The 18,739-nt window shown below is 68.6% G+C and carries 12 protein-coding genes; 10 read left to right on the forward strand and 2 right to left on the reverse strand.

Going from position 1 to position 18,739, the window contains the following annotated elements:
• Positions 1-49: 49 nt before the first annotated feature.
• Positions 50-301: a hypothetical protein gene (locus PGN12_15385; GenBank protein ID MEH3105268.1), complete on the reverse strand. Its 252-nt coding sequence runs from the start codon at positions 299-301 to the stop codon at positions 50-52.
• A gap of 212 nt (positions 302-513) precedes the next feature.
• Between PGN12_15385 and PGN12_15390 the strand changes: the two genes are divergently transcribed.
• The 7 genes from PGN12_15390 (at position 514) to nagE (ending at position 9,431) form a co-directional block, all read left to right on the forward strand.
• Positions 514-786: a DUF1488 family protein gene (locus tag PGN12_15390; protein ID MEH3105269.1), complete on the forward strand. Its 273-nt coding sequence runs from the start codon at positions 514-516 to the stop codon at positions 784-786.
• 462 nt (positions 787-1,248) lie between these two features.
• Positions 1,249-2,232, forward strand: coding sequence for a N(4)-(beta-N-acetylglucosaminyl)-L-asparaginase (locus PGN12_15395; GenBank protein ID MEH3105270.1), 984 nt, complete (start codon positions 1,249-1,251; stop codon positions 2,230-2,232).
• On the forward strand, positions 2,229-2,981 hold the full coding sequence (locus PGN12_15400; GenBank protein ID MEH3105271.1) for a copper homeostasis protein CutC: 753 nt from the start codon (positions 2,229-2,231) through the stop codon (positions 2,979-2,981). Before PGN12_15395 ends, PGN12_15400 begins: the two co-directional genes overlap by 4 nt.
• 83 nt (positions 2,982-3,064) lie before the next feature.
• Entirely contained in the window at positions 3,065-4,099 is a 1,035-nt protein-coding gene (locus PGN12_15405; GenBank protein MEH3105272.1) for an SIS domain-containing protein, read from the forward strand.
• On the forward strand, positions 4,096-5,226 hold the full coding sequence (nagA, locus tag PGN12_15410; protein ID MEH3105273.1) for an N-acetylglucosamine-6-phosphate deacetylase: 1,131 nt from the start codon (positions 4,096-4,098) through the stop codon (positions 5,224-5,226). The genes PGN12_15405 and nagA overlap by 4 nt, the downstream gene beginning before the upstream one ends.
• Positions 5,227-5,250: 24 nt before the next feature.
• Positions 5,251-7,728 carry a phosphoenolpyruvate--protein phosphotransferase gene (gene ptsP, locus PGN12_15415; GenBank protein ID MEH3105274.1) on the forward strand — a complete coding sequence of 826 codons (2,478 nt, stop codon included), beginning with the start codon at positions 5,251-5,253 and terminating at the stop codon, positions 7,726-7,728.
• Complete coding sequence (nagE, locus tag PGN12_15420; GenBank protein ID MEH3105275.1) at positions 7,725-9,431, forward strand: N-acetylglucosamine-specific PTS transporter subunit IIBC; 1,707 nt, start codon at positions 7,725-7,727, stop codon at positions 9,429-9,431. Before ptsP ends, nagE begins: the two co-directional genes overlap by 4 nt.
• Before the next feature lie 281 nt (positions 9,432-9,712).
• Here the strand turns inward: nagE and PGN12_15425 are convergent, their stop codons facing one another.
• Positions 9,713-10,450, reverse strand: a complete 738-nt coding sequence (locus PGN12_15425; GenBank protein MEH3105276.1) for a GntR family transcriptional regulator — start codon at positions 10,448-10,450, stop codon at positions 9,713-9,715.
• 334 nt (positions 10,451-10,784) lie between these two features.
• On the opposite strand from PGN12_15425, the gene PGN12_15430 reads away from it, so the two are divergent.
• The 3 genes from PGN12_15430 (at position 10,785) to PGN12_15440 (ending at position 18,659) form a co-directional block, all read left to right on the forward strand.
• On the forward strand, positions 10,785-13,577 hold the full coding sequence (locus PGN12_15430) for a TonB-dependent receptor (GenBank protein MEH3105277.1): 2,793 nt from the start codon (positions 10,785-10,787) through the stop codon (positions 13,575-13,577).
• A gap of 134 nt (positions 13,578-13,711) precedes the next feature.
• Positions 13,712-16,027, forward strand: a complete 2,316-nt coding sequence (locus PGN12_15435) for a family 20 glycosylhydrolase (GenBank protein MEH3105278.1) — start codon at positions 13,712-13,714, stop codon at positions 16,025-16,027.
• Between the two features lie 109 nt (positions 16,028-16,136).
• Positions 16,137-18,659, forward strand: coding sequence for a glycoside hydrolase family 3 C-terminal domain-containing protein (locus tag PGN12_15440; GenBank protein ID MEH3105279.1), 2,523 nt, complete (start codon positions 16,137-16,139; stop codon positions 18,657-18,659).
• Positions 18,660-18,739: the final 80 nt, after the last annotated feature.

Raw genomic sequence — 18,739 nt, forward strand, 5'->3', positions numbered from 1 at the left:
AATCCGGTCAGGCAGGAGCGGCACCACCGCCCCTCCATCGACCGGGTGATCAGCCCCGCTCCCCGCGGCGCGTCGGCGCGGGCGGCGGCGGCGGCGGGGCCGGCGGCGCATAGGGGTGGTAGATGCCGTCGGACGTGTAATAGCCGTCGACGATTCCGTCGCCGTCGCGGTCCGCGGCATGGCTGCCGGCAACCGCACCCGGCGGGGGTGGCGGCGGCAACGGTGCCGGCGGCGCCTTCTTCGCGCAGGCCCCCAGCATCAACATGCCGCACGCGGCGAGCATGATCGAACGATGACGCATGAAAATTCTCCCTCTGACATCAGCGACCTGCGGCTGCTGTGCCGTCTCCCCTGACGTCATATCGCTGATCCATCGCCGCGTCGCCGACCATCCATGCTGCGACCGGACGTGCGCGACGCGCGCCAGTATGGTTAAGCCGGGCCGACCGACGCGGCGGAACATCGTCGCCGCTCCTGTTTTTTGGCTGCTGACGAACGAGAAAGGACGAAGGAATGGCGATCGAACGGCTCGAAGTCGATCTCAGCACGCTGCTCGACAACATCGACGAACGTCAGGTGGAGTTTACCGGTGAAGCGGACGGCGACGAATATGAGTTTGCCGTTCAATATGATGTGCTGGAAGCGCTGAGCGGAGACGCTCCGGATGGTGACGCGATCGACATGTTCAATCGCTTTTCGGACACGATCAACGATGCGGCGCTGTCCGCCCTGGCGCGCAACGCCGATGCCCAGCCAATTATCGTCAGCGAAAGCGATCTCGAATAAAGGGCGCGCAATAATGATGCGAAGCTGACTTTCCGGTTGCAGTCCCACCGGCTTCCGGCCACTCTCCCACGTACAAAATGAATAGCCGCCACGATGCGGCAGGGAGAGGATGATGGACGTACCGAGCTTCATGGTGATCGCGGTCGGCGCGGTCGGTGCATTGGGCACGCTGGCGATGGTCGTGGTTCTCGCCCGTCGCGCGCCGCAGAGATAACGCCTGCCGTCGCCGGTCATCGCGGGCGTCGCCCGGTGACGTCGCGACCGAAAGCTGGAGGCCGCGGGTCCATCCCGCGGCCTTTTTGCTGTCACCCGCTCACCCGCCGCAGCATCGCTCGACGCACGGAGACCTGTGTAGGACCTTCCGCATGACCAATGCAGCTTCCCGTTGCGGCAAGCGGACAGACGTGCATGCTAGGCGACAAGACGAACAGGGCGGGTGCAATGACGGACAGACGATCGGTGATGGCTGGACTGGCCACGCTGGGTGCGGCGACGCCCGGGGCAGCAGCACCGCGTAGCGGCCCGGCGCTGATCGTCTCGACTTGGGATTTCGGTGCGGCGGCGAACGACGCTGCCTTTGCGGCGATGAAATCGGGCGGCTCGCTGCTCGACGCGGTCGAGACCGGAGCGAAGGTGCCGGAGGCGGATCCCAACAACCATTCGGTCGGGTATAGCGGGTATCCCGACCGCGACGGTCACGTCACGCTGGATGCGGTCATCATGGACGATGCCGGGGCGGTCGGCGCGGTGGCAGCGCTGGAGAATACCACCCACGCGATTTCGGTCGCGCGTCGCGTCATGGAGAAGACGCCGCACACCCTGCTGGTCGGCGAAGGCGCGACGCGCTTCGCCCGCGATCAGGGCTTTCCGCAGGAGAAGCTGCTGACCCCCGAAGCGGAACAGGCGTGGCGCGATTGGCTGAAGACCGCCAAATACCAGCCGGTCGCCAATAGCGAAACCGGCACGTACGGTACGCAGCGGCATGTGACCCCCGGCGGCGCGCTCGATCACGACACGATCGGCCTGCTCGCGCGCGACGCGGGCGGGCGGATGGCGGGGGCGTGCACCACTTCGGGCATGGCGTTCAAGATGCGCGGGCGCGTCGGCGATTCGCCTCAGGTCGGCGCGGGGCTATACGTCGAGCGCGGCATCGGCGGCGCGACCTCGACCGGGGTCGGCGAGGAAGTGACGCGCGTCTCGGGCAGCGCGCGGGTCGTGGCGTCGCTGCGCGCCGGCCTGTCGCCGCAGCGCGCCTGCGAGGAGGTGGTGCGCCACATCGCGACGCTGCGCGGCGACGCGATCAAGGGCGTGCAGGTCGGGTTCCTCGCGCTCGATCCGCGCGGCAACGTCGGGGCGTTCTGCCTGCTGCCCGGCTTCACCTATGCGGTCACCGACACCGCCGGGCGCACCATCGTCCACAAGGCGCCGTCGCTGTTCGCCTCATGACCCGCCGGCTGCTCGAGGTCTGCGTCGAGGATGCGCGCGGGGTCGCAGCGGCGGTCGCCGGTGGGGCGGATCGGATCGAATTGTGCGCGGCGCTCGATGTCGGCGGGCTGACACCGCCTGCGTCGCTGGTGCGCGCGGCGGCACAGGCACCGCTGCCCGTCCACCTGCTCGCGCGCCCACGCGCCGGCGGCTTCGTCCATGACGCCGCCGAGCGCGCCCTGGTTGCCGACGATATCCGTATGGCTGCCGAGGCCGGGCTCGCCGGGGTGGTGATCGGCGCGAGCCTCTCCGACCATTCCCTCGACGCCGGAACGCTCGCCGCGTGGATCGCACTCGCCCGCGATCTCGGCACAGCGCGCGGGCAACCGCTGTCACTGACGCTGCACCGCGCCTTCGATCTCGCACCCGATATGACTGTCGCGCTGGAGGTCGCGGTCGCGCTGGGCTTCGATCGGATCCTCACCTCGGGTGGCCAGCCCCATGCCGTCGATGCGCTGCCGATGCTGACGACACTCGTGCAACGTGCCGCAGGGCGGATCGTGATCCTTGCCGGCAGCGGCCTGTCGGCGAAAACCCTGCCGGCAGTCCTGACGAGCGGCGTCACGGAAGTGCACGCATCGTGTCGCGCCGCGCTTGCCGAGCAGGACGCGACGCTCATGCGCTTCGGCTTCAGTCCGCCCGTCGCCAAAGCCACCGATGTGGCGACCGTCGCTGCTCTAGCAACGATGCTTCGCGCCGCAGAGACTTGAATAATACCAATGTATGACTTAACCCTGTCGGAACAGGGGAGCGGCACACCGGCCCGCACCGTTCGCGAGGGAAGCGCCACCACATGCCCGACGCCGATCAGACGTTGATGTTCGCGGAGGCGCGCGAGTCCGCTGCCGCGGTCGCGCGAACGCTCGCCACCAATCGCGACACGCTGCGCGACCTGGCACGCGACCTGCGCGCAACGCCGCCGGCGGTGGTCGTCACCTGCGCGCGCGGCTCATCGGATCATGCTGCCACTTATGGCAAATATCTGATCGAAACCTTCGTCGGCGTGCCGGTCGCCTCGGCTGCGCCATCGGTGGCGTCGGTGTACGAATCGGCGGTGAAGACCCCGGCCGCGCCCTTGTGCATCGCGATCTCGCAGAGCGGACGCAGCCCCGACCTGCTCGCCACCGTCGCCGCGCAAAAGGCCGCGGGCGCGCGGATCGTCGCGTTGGTCAACGACGCCACCTCGCCGCTCGCCGAAGCCGCCGATACGGTCGTGCCGCTGATGGCCGGGCCGGAAAAGTCGGTCGCCGCGACCAAATCGTACATCACCGCGCTCGCCGCACTGGCGCTGCTGGTTGCCGAATGGTCGGGCGACGAACGGCTGCGCGCGGCCGTGGAGACGCTCCCCGATCGGCTTGTCGCGGCATGGGCGCTCGACTGGAGCGAAGTGGTCGATCTGTTGGTCGATGCCAACAACCTGTTCGTGATCGGCCGCGGGCTCGGCTTCGGCGTCGCGCAGGAGGCCGCGCTCAAGCTCAAGGAAACCTGCGCGCTCCATGCCGAGGCGTTCAGCGCCGCCGAGGTCCGCCACGGCCCAATGGCGATCGTGAACGAAGGCTTCCCGCTGCTCGCCTTCGCCACCTCCGATGTGGCCGGTGACGGCGTGCGCGAGGCGGCGGCGGAGTTCGCGGCGCGCGGCGCGCGCGTCGCGCTCGCCGATGCGCGTGCGGATGCCGCCAGCCACCCGCCCGCGCTCGCCGATCACCCCGCGATCGAGCCGATCCTGACGATTCAGAGCTTCTATCGCATGGCGAACAATCTGTCGGTCGCGCGCGGGCTCGACCCGGACGCACCCCGTCATCTGAGCAAGGTCACCCGCACGCTATGACGCGGCACAGCTTTACCAACGGCCATATCGTCACCCCCGGCGGCACCTTGTCCGCCGCGACGATCACGGTCGCGGACCAGATCATCAACGCGATCGACGCGCAGGTCGATGCCGGTGCCACCGATCTCGACGGCGGCTGGGTGATGCCCGGCTTCATCGACGTCCAGGTCAACGGCGGCGGCGGGGTGCTGTTCAACGACACGCCGACCGTCGACGGGCTGGCGACGATCGCGCGCGCGCACGCCCGCTACGGCACGACCGCCACGATGCCGACGCTCATCAGCGACACGCCCGACGTGATCGCGCGCGGGCTCGACGCGGTCGATGCCGCGATCGAGGCCGGCGTGCCGGGCGTGATCGGCATCCATGTCGAAGGGCCTGTCATCAGCGTCGCACGCAAGGGCATCCACGATCCGGCGCGCTTCCGCCCGCTCGACGACGAGTTGCTCGCGCTGCTCACCGCGCCACGCCGCGGACGCGTGATGGTGACGCTCGCGCCCGAGCGCGTGACGACCGATCAGATCGCCGCGCTGGCCGCCGCGGGCGTGCGGGTCTGCCTCGGCCATACCGACGCCGATTACGCCACCGCCACCGCGGCGTTTGCCGCGGGTGCGACCGGGGTGACCCATCTGTTCAACGCGATGTCGCCGCTCGTGCACCGCGCGCCCGGTGTGGTCGGGGCAGCGCTCGCCAATGACGATGCGTGGTGCGGGATCATCGTCGACGGCTTCCATGTCGACGACGCCGCGCTGCGCATTGCGCTCCGCGCGCGTCCGGCCGACCGCTTCATGCTGGTGTCGGACGCGATGCCGTGCGTCGGGGCGGCGTCGAAGGACTTCGTGCTGCAGGGCAAGCCGATCCACGTCGAGGACGGGCGCTGCGTCGGTGCCGACGGGACGCTCGCCGGATCGGACCTCGACATGGCGGGCGCGGTGCGCGGCGCGGTGACGCGGCTCGGGCTTACCCCGGAGGCAGCGGCAGGGCTGGCGGCGACCAGCCCGGCGGCGTTCCTCGGCCTGTCCGACGAACGCGGCACGCTCGCAATCGGGCAGCGCGCCGACTGGGCGATCCTCACCCGCGACCTCTATCCCGCCAGCACCTGGATCGGCGCGCAGCCGGTCGCCTGACCCACGATCGTTTCCGGAGACGCCATGGCTTTCCTCTCGCTCTACGCACCGCTCGATGGCTGGGCCTGCTCGCTCGACGACGTGCCCGACGCGGTGTTCGCGGAGCGGATGCTGGGCGACGGCGTGGCAATCGACCCGACCGGCGACACGCTGGTCGCGCCATGCGACGCGCGAGTGATAACGGTGCAGCCGACCGGCCATGCGATCACGCTGCGCACCGCCGAGGGCGCGGAACTGCTGATCCACATCGGGCTGGACACTGTCGGGCTGAAGGGTGCCGGGTTCGAAACATTGGTCGCGGCGGGCGATGCGGTGACGCGCGGGCAACCGCTGATCCGCTTCGACCTCGACCGGATCGTCCGCGACGCGCGCGCGGCGGTCACGCCGATCGTCGTCACCAATGGCGACCGCTTCACGATCGCGCGCCGCGCGACCGGCGCGATCGTCGCGCTCGGCGATCCGGTCATGACGCTTACCGTGCTGGATGCGCAGGCGCAGCAGGCGGCGGGTGACGGCCCCGTGGCGTCGCGCACGATCGTCGTGCCGCTGCCGCACGGCATCCACGCCCGCCCCGCCGCGCGCATCTCGGAGGTGGCGCGCGGCTTCGACGCGGTGGTGACGCTGGCCAAGGACGGCGAGCCGGTCGGCGCGACCAGCCCGATCGGTCTGCTGTCGCTGATCGTCGCGCACAACGACCGCGTCACGATCGCCGCGACCGGCGCACAGGCGGACGCGGCGGTCGAAGCGGTCGCCGAACTGATCCTCCACGGCATCAAGGAAGATGCCGCTCCCCCGGCGCCGCGCCCAGCCCCGCCTGCGCCACGCAACGTGCCCGAAGGCGCGCTCGCCGGCGTCACCGCTGCACCGGGGCTCGCGATCGGACCGGCATACCGCTGGCAGGTGACCGATCTGACCGTCGCCGCCAGCGGCAATGGCGTCGCCGCCGAGGAAGCGGCATTCGAGACCGCGCGCATCGGCCTGATCGCCGAACTGACCGAGCGTGCCGCCGCTGGCCCGGCCGGCGCGCGCGCAATCCTCGAGGCGCATGCCGCGATCCTCGACGATCCCAAGTTGATCGCGAACACGCTGATGGCGATCACGCGCGGCAACAGTGCGGCGCACGCCTGGCGGGAGGCGATCCGCCCGCAGGCCGATGCGTTGCGTGCCGGTGGCGACCCGCGGCTCGCCGAACGCGCCGACGACATGCTCGATCTCGAACGACAGCTGATCGCACGGCTGGTCGGCGCCGAAGAGGAAGCGGTAACGCTGCCGGATGGCGCGATCCTGCTCGCCGACGACCTGTTGCCGTCGCAGTTCATGGCGCTCGATCTCGACCGTCTCGCCGGGCTCGCGATCGAACATGGCGGGCCGACCTCGCACGTCTCGATCCTCGCCGCGGCGCGCGGCGTACCGACACTGGTCGCGCTCGGCAGCGCATTACGTGCGGTCCCGGACGGGACGGTAGTGGTGCTCGACGCCAGCGCCGGCTGGCTCCACCCCGCCCCCTCCCCCGCGTTGCTCGCCGAGGCGCAGACCCGCGTTACCGCCGCCGCGACCCGCCGCGCCGATGCGCTCGCGCGCGCCAATGAGGAATGCCGCACCGCCGACGGCACGCGGATCGAGCTTTTCGCCAATTGCGGCTCGCCCGCGGACGCCGAGTTCGCGGTGCGCAACGGCGCGGAGGGCTGCGGGCTGCTCCGCACCGAATTGCTGTTCCTCGACCGCGACACCGCCCCGGACGTGGCCGAACAGACCGTCGATTATCAGGCGGTGGTCGACGCGCTCGACGGGCGACCATTGATCGTCCGTCTGCTCGACATCGGCGGCGACAAGCCCGCGCCCTATCTGCCGATCAACGGCGAGGAAAATCCCGCGCTCGGGCTACGCGGCGTCCGCGTCGTGCTCGCGCATCCGCACATCCTCGAGGATCAGCTCAAGGCGATCCTCGCGGTCCGCCCGCGCGGGCGCTGCCGGATCATGGTCCCGATGATCGCGGGCGTCGATGAATTGCTCAAGGTCCGCGCGGTCCTCGACCGGCTGACCGACGGCGCGCGAGACATCGAACTCGGCGTGATGGTCGAGACGCCCGCCGCCGCGATCGGTGCCGATCTGCTCGCCGCCGAGGCCGACTTCCTGTCGATCGGCACCAACGACCTGACGCAATACACATTGGCGATGGATCGCGGCAATGCAGCGGTCGCCGGCGCGCTCGATGGGCTTCACCCCGCCGTGCTGCGGCTGATCGGCGAGACGGTGCGCGGCGGCGCGCTCCGCCATCGCTGGACCGGCGTATGCGGCAGCCTCGCCTCCGATCCGCTCGCGGTGCCGATCCTGCTGGGGCTCGGCGTCACCGAATTGTCGGTCGCGCCGGCTGCGGTGCCGGAGATCAAGGCGCTGGTGCGCGACCTCGACCTGTCGGCGGCGCGCGACCATGCGCGCGCGGCGCTCGCCTGCCCGGACGCCGCCGCCGTCCGCCGCCTCGCACGGGAGTTTGCGCGATGAAGTCGATCCTCGGCACGCTACAGCCGCTCGGCCGCGCCTTGATGCTCCCGATCGCGGTGCTGCCGATCGCCGGGTTGCTGCTGCGGCTCGGCCAGCCCGACCTGCTGAACATCGCCTTCGTCAGCGCGGCGGGCGACGCGATCTTCTCGCACCTCGGGCTGCTGTTCGCGATCGGCGTCGCGACCGGCTTCGCACGCGACGGCAACGGCGCGGCGTGTCTGGCCGGCGTGGTCTGCTTCCTCGTCGCGACCGAAGCGGCCAAGGTGCTGCTGGTCGTCCCGCCCGAGGTCACCGCCGGGCTGACCGGCCCCTCGGCCGATCTGGCGATCGCGGCGTGGAAGGCGAAGGCGATCGCACGGCTCGACGTGCCGACGGGGATCATCTCCGGACTGGTCGGCGGCCTGTTCTACAATCGCTTCTCGACGATCAAGCTGCCCGAATATCTCGCCTTCTTCGGCGGGCGGCGCTTCGTGCCGATCGTCAGCGGGCTCGCCGGGTTGGTGCTCGCCGTCGTGATCGGCACCGGCTTCGCGGCGATCGCGGGCGGGATCGACCGGCTGAGCTACGGCATCGCCGCGTCGGGCGGCGCGGGGCTGTTCCTGTTCGGGCTGCTCAACCGGCTGCTGCTCGTCACCGGTTTGCACCACCTGCTCAACAACATCGTGTGGTTCGTGATGGGCGACTATCACGGTAGCACCGGCGACCTGCGGCGCTTCTTCGCGGGCGATCCGAGTGCGGGCGCGTTCATGGCCGGGTTCTTCCCGGTGATGATGTTCGGCCTGCCTGCCGCCTGCCTCGCGATGTACCATGCCGCGCTGCCGGAGCGGCGCAAGGCGATCGGCGGGATGCTGTTCAGCCTCGCGCTCACCTCGATGCTGACCGGCGTGACCGAGCCGATCGAGTTCAGCTTCATGTTCCTCGCGCCGATCCTCTATGCGGTCCACGCGGTGCTGACCGGCGCGTCGATGGCGCTGATGGACGCGCTGGGGGTGAAGCTCGGCTTCGGCTTCTCGGCGGGACTGCTCGACTACGTGCTGAACTTCCGGCTCGCGACCCGGCCGCTGCTGCTGCTCCCGGTCGGCGCGGTCTATTTCGCGCTCTATTACGGGCTGTTCCGCTTCTTCATCGCGCGCTTCGATCTCAAGACACCTGGCCGCGAGCCGGTCGAGGGCGAGGCTGCGGCGGCGGTGCCGGTGGCGGCGGGCGAGCGCGGCGCGGCCTATGCCCGCGCGCTGGGCGGGGCGGCCAACCTCGTCGAGGTCGGGGCGTGCACCACGCGGTTGCGGCTCAACGTCCGCGACCAGCAGGCAGTCGACGATGCCGCGCTCAAGGCGCTCGGCGCACGCGGGCTGATCCGCCCCTCGCCGACCGCGTTGCAGGTCGTGCTCGGCCCGATCGCCGATGTCGTCGCGGTCGAGATCCGCGATGCGCTCGCGGCCGGTGGGGTGACGGTCGCGGCGGTCAACGTCGTCGATGACGCCGCCGATGCACCGGTTGCGTTGTCAGGGCCCGCGCTGGCGGCGCTCGGCGGCGCAGCGAACGTGCGCGCGGCGAGCGTCCATCCGGGGCGCGTGCGGGTGACGCTGACGGAGGCGAAGGTCGACGAAGCGGCGCTGCGTACCTTGGGTGTCCGCGCGGTGGCGCGCCCGGCAGATGGCACGCTGCACCTGCTCGTCGCGGATGCGGCAGCGTTAACCGATTGAACGTCACCCCGGACTAGAGCGTTACCGGACCAAGTTGGATCATCGGCACGGAGGAGATTTTGGTGTGGTGCGAGGCGTGAGGAGGGAGCGATGCAAAAGCATCGTGACCGACGAGCAACGCGGCATCACACCGAAAGCGCCCCGCCGCGCAGCGGTCGCCCGCAGGGCGATGACGGTGGTTCAACTTGGTCCGGTAACGCTCTAGATCCGGGGTCCCGCTTTTGCCTCAAGCGTGAAGAAGAAGCGGGGTCCCGGATCAAGTCCGGGACGACGGATGGTGGTCAGAGATCGGACAATTCTGCCACGAAGTCGTACGCATCGCCGCGGTAGTAGGAGCGGGTGAACTCCACTGCGCGCCCGTCCCGACGAAATCCGCGGCGCTCGATCAGCAGCCCGGCATGGCCGGCGTCGACACCCAGCATCTTGGCATGTTCCGGTCCGAACGGCACCGCGCGCAGCCGCTGGAGCGCGCGCACCGGCCGACAGCCGGCCTTGTCGAGCGCGCTGTACAGCGAGTCCTCGACCGCCTCGACCGACGGCAAACAGTAACCGGCGATCGTCGACACCTCCAGTGCCATCGGCTCATCGTCGGCATGGCGGATGCGCTGGAAGCGGAACACCGGCGCGCCCGGCGACAGGCCCAGCGCCATACTTTCCTCCGGGTTCACCGTGCTGGCGACACGGCTGATCCAGCTGCTCGACGCGGTCTTGCCGCGCGCGGCCATATCCTCGGAAAAGGACGACAATTTGGAAAAGCTCTTCTCGACGCGCCCGGCGACGAACGTCCCCGCCCCGCGCCGCCGCGTCAGTAAGCCGTCCTCGACCAGCCCGCCGATCGCCTTGCGCACCGTGATCCGCGACACGTCATATTCGACCGCCAGATCGCGCTCCGCGGGAATCGCGTCGCCCTGGTTAAGAATGCCGCCGTCGATGGCCTCGCGGATCACCTGTTGCAACTGGAGGTAGAGCGGCGCGGCATTGCCCTCCCGAAACCGTCCCACCTCGTCCGAAAAGGCCATCCGCGTTCCTTCCTGTCGCCGCCGGTACGCGGACCCATCACGTTGACGTAACCGTAGCCCAACGCCCACGCCACGCAACCCCGCGGGCCGACCCGCATGATACCAGCCGATCGCGCGTGCCCGCCGTGGCGACTGTCACATCAAAAACACAGGTCTGAACAAAAACCTAAAAATCGCTTTTGCACATGAAACAATTTCGTAACGAGGTATGTCCGGGCTGATCCAAATTGGTTATAAGACCAGTCCAGAACCGATGCGACCCGTGACGGCAAGCGGTTGGTTCACGGTCCGTTTCCCAACGCCCATGCGGACGGGCATCAGAGGGGGTTCAATTATGCGCTTGCGTCAGATGATGCTGGTTTCCACCGCCATGATCGGCTTCACCGCCGTCAGCGCGCAGGCGCAGCAGGCGCCCGCAACGCCGCCGTCGAGCACCGCCCCCGACAATACGCAGGCCGACGGCACGGTTGGCGACGACATCGTCGTCACCGGCTATGCGGGCAGCCTCCGTCAAGCGATCGAGCTCAAGCGCAACGCCAATGCGGTCGTCGATGCGATCTCGGCGGAAGACATCGGCAAGTTCCCCGACCGCAACGTCGCCGAATCGCTCGCGCACATTCCCGGCGTCTCGATCGACCGTCGCTTCGGTGAGGGCGAGAAGGTCGCGATCCTCGGCACCGATCCGGCGCTCAACCGGATGCTGCTCGACGGCCACGCGCTCGCCTCGGCCGACTGGGGCGGCAACGACAACGATCCGTCGAGCCGGACCTTCAACTATTCGCTGCTCGCCCCCGAACTGGTCGACCGGCTGGAAGTCTACAAGTCGCCCGAGGCGCGGCTCGAGGACGGCAGCCTCGGCGGTACGGTGATCGTCCGCACGCGTCGCCCGCTGGAGCTGGACGCCAATTCGCTGTTCGCGTCGGGCGGCTACACCTACAACGACCGTTCCGAGAAGGGCAGCGTCCGCGGCTCGGGGCTGTACAGCTGGAAGAATGCGGACGAAACGTTCGGCTTCCTCGTCGCCGGTACCTACGACAAGCAGCAGCTGGTCCGCGCCGGTGTCGAATTCTTCGGCTATCAGAGCGGTGCCGACTTTTTCCAGAAGAACGCCGACGGCTCGGTAAGGCGCGATGCCTCGGGACAGGGCATCCTGCAGAACCAGTCCGCCACGCTGAGCGGCGGCACCCGCGAGGACCTGATCAACGCGGTCGCACCGTTCGGGATCAACTACGCCTATTTCCAGCAACAGCGCGAGCGCACCAGCGTGTCGGGCACGGTGCAATATCGCCCGGCCAGCAACCTGACGCTCACGCTGAACGGCCTGCACATCGACGGCAATTACAACAATTACAGCCAGTCGATGTACACGATCCCGGTCGCGTGGAGCGGTGCCGACCTGCAATCCGCGACGATCTCGAACGGCGTGGTCACCAACGCCAGCTTCGGCGCGGCGACCAGCCAGCGCAATGCGCAGCTCGATACGCTGGTGCGCTCGACCAAGCTGAAGACCGACAACCTCAACTTCTTCGCCGACTGGGAAGGCGATAACGGCGCCAAGGTGTCGTTCGTCGCCGGCTGGAGCAAGGCGACCGGCGGGCGCAATCCCGAATATCTGTTCAACGTGCAGACCAAGCTGCCGTTCAGCTACGCGATCTCACCGACGTCGGCCGAAGTGAACTTCACCGGCGATCTCACCAACCCGGCCAATTACTTCACCAATCCGGGCAACAATCCTGTCACGATCGAGGGCACCCCGTACCTCGTCAACGGCACGCAATTGAACGCCGCGCAGATCGGCGGGCTGGACTATAGCGTCACCACCGATCGCGACGCGTTCGGCGGCTTCGACGCGGTCGTGCCGCTGGGTGACGGCTTCTTCAAGCAGGTGCTGATCGGCGCGCGGATCACCGATCACGTCAACAAGATCGACGCGCGCGGCATCAACAGCTATCTGACCACGTCGAAGGACGGCTCGCAGCTCGGCGTCACGACGCTGACCACGCCGGACGGGATCTTCGACGGTTCGGGCGGGTCGGGCACCGCGACCAAGTATCTCAACCTGCCGCGCGAGGCGGTGATCGAGATCCTTGCGAACAGCATCAACACCCCGCTGTTCTACAAGGTCGGCGCCTCGACGCGCGTCGAGGAGCGGACCGCGGCGAGCTATATCCAGGTCAATTTCGACCAGGGCGGGCTGCGCGGCAACCTCGGCGGTCGTCTGGTCTATACCCACGACGCGTCGTATTATGCGCTGTCGCTGCCGACCGCGACCAACCCGAACCCGACGCCGGTGCCGACCAGCACCTCGACCGACTATCTGAAGTTCCTGCCCGCGCTGAACGTCGCCTACGAAGTGTCGCCGCAGTTCATCGTGCGCGGCGCGGCGGCAAAGGTGATCTCGCGGCCGCGTTATCAGGATCTGGCCGCCTCGATCTCGCAGAACGACGTCACGCTGGATGCCGGCGGCGGCAACCCGAACCTGAAGCCGTACGAGTCGACCAACTACGAAATCACCGCCGAATTCTACCCGCGTGCCGGTGCGCTGTTGTCGGTCGAACTGTATCGTCGTGAGATCAACAACTACATCATCACCACGACGCAGACCGGGCAGAGCTTCTACAATTCGCTCGAAGGCCGGGTCATCAACACCTACCGCGTCAACAGCCCGATCAACGCCGGGAAGGCGAAGGTCAACGGCGTGCTGGTCAACGGTCAGGCCGAAATCTGGGGCGGGTTCGGTATCCAGGCGAACTATGCCTATCAGGACAGCTCGACCTCGGTGATCCCGGGCATCACCGGCTCGCTGAACCTGCCGTATCTGTCGAAGCACACCGTCAACGTCATTCCCTATTTCGAGAAGGGGCCGTTCCAGGCGCGCGTCAGCTATAACTACCGTTCGTCCTACTTCCGCTCGATCGGACGCCTAAACTCGTTCGAGATGGTGGCGCCGTACAACCAGCTCGATGCATCGGCGTCGCTGGCGCTGACCAAGAACATCTCGCTGACGGTCAACGCGCAGAACCTGCTCGATGAAACCTATCTGCAGTACAGCGGGACGCCCGATCGCCCGTCGGCCTTCTACAAGAACGGCCGCACTTATGTGGGCAGCATCACGTTCCGCCTATAATCTCAACAACTTGATGTTTTCCTGCCCTGGGCCTCCGCATCCGCGGGGGCCCATTTTTTTTGTCCGCGGCATGGACGTGCGCGGCTGCGGTCGGCATGATGCCCTAAATACCAAAACAGAACCAAGGAGCAGCGATGCGCCGTCTCTGCGTGACCGCCATTGCGGCCATTTCAATGACTTGCCTCGCGACGCCCGGCGTTGCGCAATCGTTGTTGCCGCTGCCGCAATCGATGGTGCCCGGATCGGGAAGCGTGACGATCGCGGATGGCACGACCGTCAGTGCGCCCGCCGCCGCCGGTGCCGCGGCCCGGCTGCTGGTCGAGCATGTCCGCGCCACGCGCGGGCTGCGCCTCGCCGTCGCCGATGGCCCGGCACGGATCCGCTTCGAACAGGATGCCGGCATCACGGGCGCGGAAGCCTATCGCCTGATCGCGACGCGTGAGGGGATCCGCATCCGCGCCGCGACGCCCGCAGGGTTCGTGCATGGCGCGATGACGCTGGTGCAGCTGCTCAGCCCCGATGCGCGTGTCAGCCAGCCGGTGCGCGTCAAGGCGGTGACGATCGACGATGCGCCGCGGTTCGGCTGGCGCGGGTTGATGATCGACCCGGCGCGGCACTTCCTGCCGATGGCCGACCTGCGCCGCATCGTCGACCAGATGGCGGCCGTGAAACTCAACACGCTCCACCTCCACCTGACCGACGATCAGGGCTGGCGCTTCGAGGTGAAGCGCTATCCGAAGCTGACCGAAATTGGTGCGTGGCGCACCCCGCCCGCGACCGGCGGCGCCGCCCCAACGACGCGTGTCGGCGGTTTCTATACGCAAGACGAGTTGCGCGCGCTGGTCGGCTATGCCGGCGAGCGCGCGATCACGATCGTGCCCGAGATCGACTTGCCCGGGCATGCCACCGCCTTGGTCGCGACCTATCCCGAGCTGGGCATCCTCGGCGACCGTCCGCCGGTCGGCAATCGCTGGGGAATCGAACCCTATCTGTTCAATCCGGGGCCGAAGGGGATCGCCTTCGTTAAGGAGGTGCTCGACGAGCTGACCGACGTCTTCCCGGGCACCTATATCCATCTCGGCGGGGACGAGGCGCTCAAGGACCAGTGGCAGCGCAGCCCGGTGGTGCAGGCACAGATCAAGGCGATGGGCCTCAAGGACGAGGACGCGCTGCAAAGCTGGATGATCGAGCAGTTCGGCGCCTATCTGCAGGGCAAGGGCCGGCGCCTGATCGGCTGGGACGAAATTCTAGAGGGCGGCCTGCCGGCATCGGCATCGGTGATGTCGTGGCGCGGCGAGCAGGGCGCGGTCGCCGCCGCCAATCTGGGGCATGACGTCGTGCTGTCGCCGGGCACGCCGCTTTACCTCGATCGCGTGCAAAGCCGGCTGGCCACCGAGGTGCCGGGGCAGAATGTCGTCAGCTCGCTTGCCGACGTCTACGCCTATGATCCGATGCCCGCCGGCATCCCTGCCGACCGCGCGCATCACGTGCTCGGCGCGCAGGGCAATGCGTGGAGCGAGTATATGGTCACGCCGGCCGAAGTGGAGTTCCATCTGTTCCCGCGTGCGGCGGCGATCGCCGAGATCACCTGGTCGGCGAAGGACCGGCGCGATCTCACCGGCTTCCTGCCACGCGTGCAGCGTCAGTCGGCGCGCTGGGCGAGCGGTGGCATCACCGTCGCCGACAGCGCCTTCGCGGTCGATTTCGCGGTCGGCGGATCGCGCGGCGATGCCCTGCGCGCGAACCGCGTCCCGCTGACACTGTCGACGCAGGCGGGCTATGGCACGATCCGCTATACCACCGATGGCAGCACACCAGGCGCCGGATCGCGCCTATATCGTGCGCCGCTGTCGCTGACGCCCGGCGTGACGGTGCGCGCGGCCGCCTTCGATCAAGCCGGGCGGCCGACCGCCGCGATGCGCACCTTCGACACGTCACGCACCGCGTTGCTGCTGCGCGGCAACAACGATCTGGCCCCGTGTGGGACCGGGCCGTTCGGGCTGCGCGTGCCGCTGACCCCCGATGCGACCGAAGCGTCCCCGGCGTACAACCTCAATCTGTTCAACACCTGCGCCGTCTATCCGGCTGCGCCGCTGGACGTCGCGGGCGGGTATAAGGTCGAGGTGGTGCGGCTAGCGCGCAACTGGGCGCTCGGCCACGACGGCGCGAAGTCGCGACAGCATCATGCGGTGTCACCCTATGGCGAGTTGCTGGTCCAGTTCGGCTGCGTGGCCGCGACCAAGGCGCAGGACGCTGGCGACAAGACCGCCAGGCCTGTCGCGATCGGCGCGTTTCCGCTGCCCGATCCCGCGCGCGCGCCGCAACGCTTCACCTTCGAAGGCACGCTGCCGAAGATGGCGGGAGATCAGGACATCTGTTTTCAGTTCACCTCGCCGCTCAGCGATCCCTATTACGCGGTCGCCAGCGTCCAGTTGACCGAGCGCCGCTGATGCGGTCGCTGGCCATGCCGCCGTCGGCGACGCCGCGACTGACGAAACGAAACCCGACATTTGTACAATTGACGCGCGCGCCGACGCTGCGCTCGCGGGGAGAACGCATATGATCTGGCTGCTGTTGGCAAGCGCCGCCGCCGACCCGGTGTCGGCGACGATCGCGACGATGACGATCGAGGAGAAGGCCGCACAGCTGCAAAGCACCGCGCCCGCCGACGCCAAGGCCGGGCTGCCCGCCTATGACTGGTGGAACGAGGGGCTGCACGGGCTCGCGCGTAACGGCCATGCGACCGTCTTCCCGCAGGCGATCGGCATGGCGGCGACCTGGGACACCGCGCTGGTCCACCGCATCGGCGACGTCGTTGCCACCGAGGCGCGCGCCAAGTTCAACGCGCACGCCGTCGGTGCCGACCGCCGCATCTACGAAGGGCTGACGATCTGGTCGCCCAACATCAACATCTTCCGCGATCCGCGCTGGGGCCGCGGGCAGGAAACCTATGGCGAGGACCCCTATCTCACCGGCAAGCTGGGGGTGGCGTTCGTCACCGGCCTGCAGGGACCGGACCCGCTCCACCCCAAGGTGATCGCCACGCCCAAGCATCTCGCGGTGCACAGCGGGCCCGAGGCCGGACGCGACGGCTTCGACGTCGATCCCAGCCCGCAGGATCTCGAGGCGACCTATCTTCCCGCGTTCCGCATGGCGGTGACCGAGGGCAAGGCGCAGTCGCTGATGTGCGCGTACAATTCGATCCACGGCACCCCCGCCTGCGCGTCGGGCACGTTGCTCAACGATCGCGTGCGGCGCGACTGGGGGTTCACGGGCTTCACCGTCTCGGATTGTGACGCGGTCGCGAACATCCACATGTTCCACCATTTCCGGCTCGATGCCGCGGCGGCGGCGGCAGCGGCAGTCAAGGGCGGCAACGACCTGAATTGCGGCAACACCTATTCGGCGCTGCCGCAAGCGGTCGCGCGCGGACTGGTCAGCGTGGCGGAAGTCGACACCGCGCTCCACCGCTCGCTCGATGCGCGTCGGCGGCTCGGGATCGCGTTCGGCGCGACCAGCCCGTGGGCGAGCATCAAGCCCGACGCGATCAACACGCCCGGCAACCGCGCGCTCGCGCTGGAAGCGGCGCGCAAGGCGATCGTGCTGCTCCAGAACAACGGCCAGCGATTGCCGCTCGCCCCGAGCACGAAGCTGGCGGTGATCGGCGCGAACGCCGACGATCTCGGCGTGTTGCAGGGCAATTACCACGGCACCGCGGTTCAGCCGGTCACCCCCCTCGCCGGCTTGCGCCAGCGGTTCGCGAATGTCGCCTATGCGCAGGGCTCCGTGCTCGCCGATGGCGCGCCCGTCGTGCTTCCGGAAACCGCGCTCAAGGACCTGACCGCCAGCTACAGCGTCGCGGGACGCGAGGTGCTGACGCGCGCCGAGCGCCACATCGACCTCGACCTGACCCGCGTGCCCGCTGCCGCCGGCTTGCCGGTGCAGGGCTATGTCGCGCGCTGGACCGGTACGCTGACCCCGCCGGGGCCGGGCGCGTACCGGCTGGTGCTCGATCAGGCGCAATGCTGGAAGGATTGCAAGACGCACGACACCGCGACGCTGTCGGTCGGCGGGCGCGTGCTTCATCAAGGCGCGATCGCCAGGGGCCGCGTCGAGATCGCGTGGGACAGCGACGGCCAGCCGCAGCCGTTCGACCTCACGCTCGACCACAGCAGCCAGGACGAGACGTTCCGTCTGCTGTGGCTCCCGCCCGAGGAGCCGTTGGTCGCCGAGGCGGTCAAGGCGGCGCAGGCGTCCGACGTCGTGGTGATGGTCGGCGGCCTGTCCCCCGATCTGGAGGGCGAGGCGTTGCAGGTGCAGGTGCCCGGCTTCATCGGCGGCGACCGCAGCGACATTGCCCTGCCCTACGCCCAGCAACGCCTGCTCTCCGCGCTGAAAGCGACCGGCAAGCCGATCGTGCTGGTGCTGGCAAGCGGCAGCGCGGTGGCGGTCGACCCGACCATGGCCGATGCGGTGCTCGCGCTCTGGTATCCGGGCGAGGCCGGCGGCACCGCACTCGCCGACGTGCTGACCGGCGCGACCAACCCGTCGGGCCGGTTGCCGGTCACCTTCTACAAGACGACCACCGACCTGCCCGCCTTCGTCGATTACGGGATGAAGGAGCGCACCTACCGCTATTTCACCGGCACGCCCTTATGGGGTTTCGGTCACGGTCTGTCGTACACGTCCTACGCCTATGATCGCTTGGCCGCTGCCACCAGCGTGACGAGCGGACAGCCGCTGACCGTCACCGCGCGCGTCACCAACGCCGGTCGGCGCGACGGCGAGGAAGTGGTGCAGGCGTATCTTGTTCCGCAGAAGGTCGGCGGGGGCGGCTTCACCGCGCCGGTCCTGCAGCGCCAGTTGGTCGGTTTCCAGCGCGTACCGCTGCGCGCCGGCAAGAGCGCGATTGCGCGCTTCACGATCGATCCGCGCATGATGAGCGTCGTCGAGCGCGACGGGCGGCGGCACATCTTGCCCGGCGCGTACCGCCTGTGGGTCGGCGGCGGCCAGCCGGGGAGTGCCGCGGGCGCATGGACCGACTTCGCCGTGACCGGGGCGGACGTGGACCTGCCGAAGTGAGCGCGCGCGCCCTGTTCCCCGGCGAAGGCCGGGGCCCAGTCGGGAAGGCCTTTGTTATCGAGGACAGTCTTTCGCCACGC

The sequence above is a fragment of the Sphingomonas phyllosphaerae genome, assembly GCA_036946405.1.
Classification (GTDB): domain Bacteria; phylum Pseudomonadota; class Alphaproteobacteria; order Sphingomonadales; family Sphingomonadaceae; genus Sphingomonas; species Sphingomonas phyllosphaerae_D.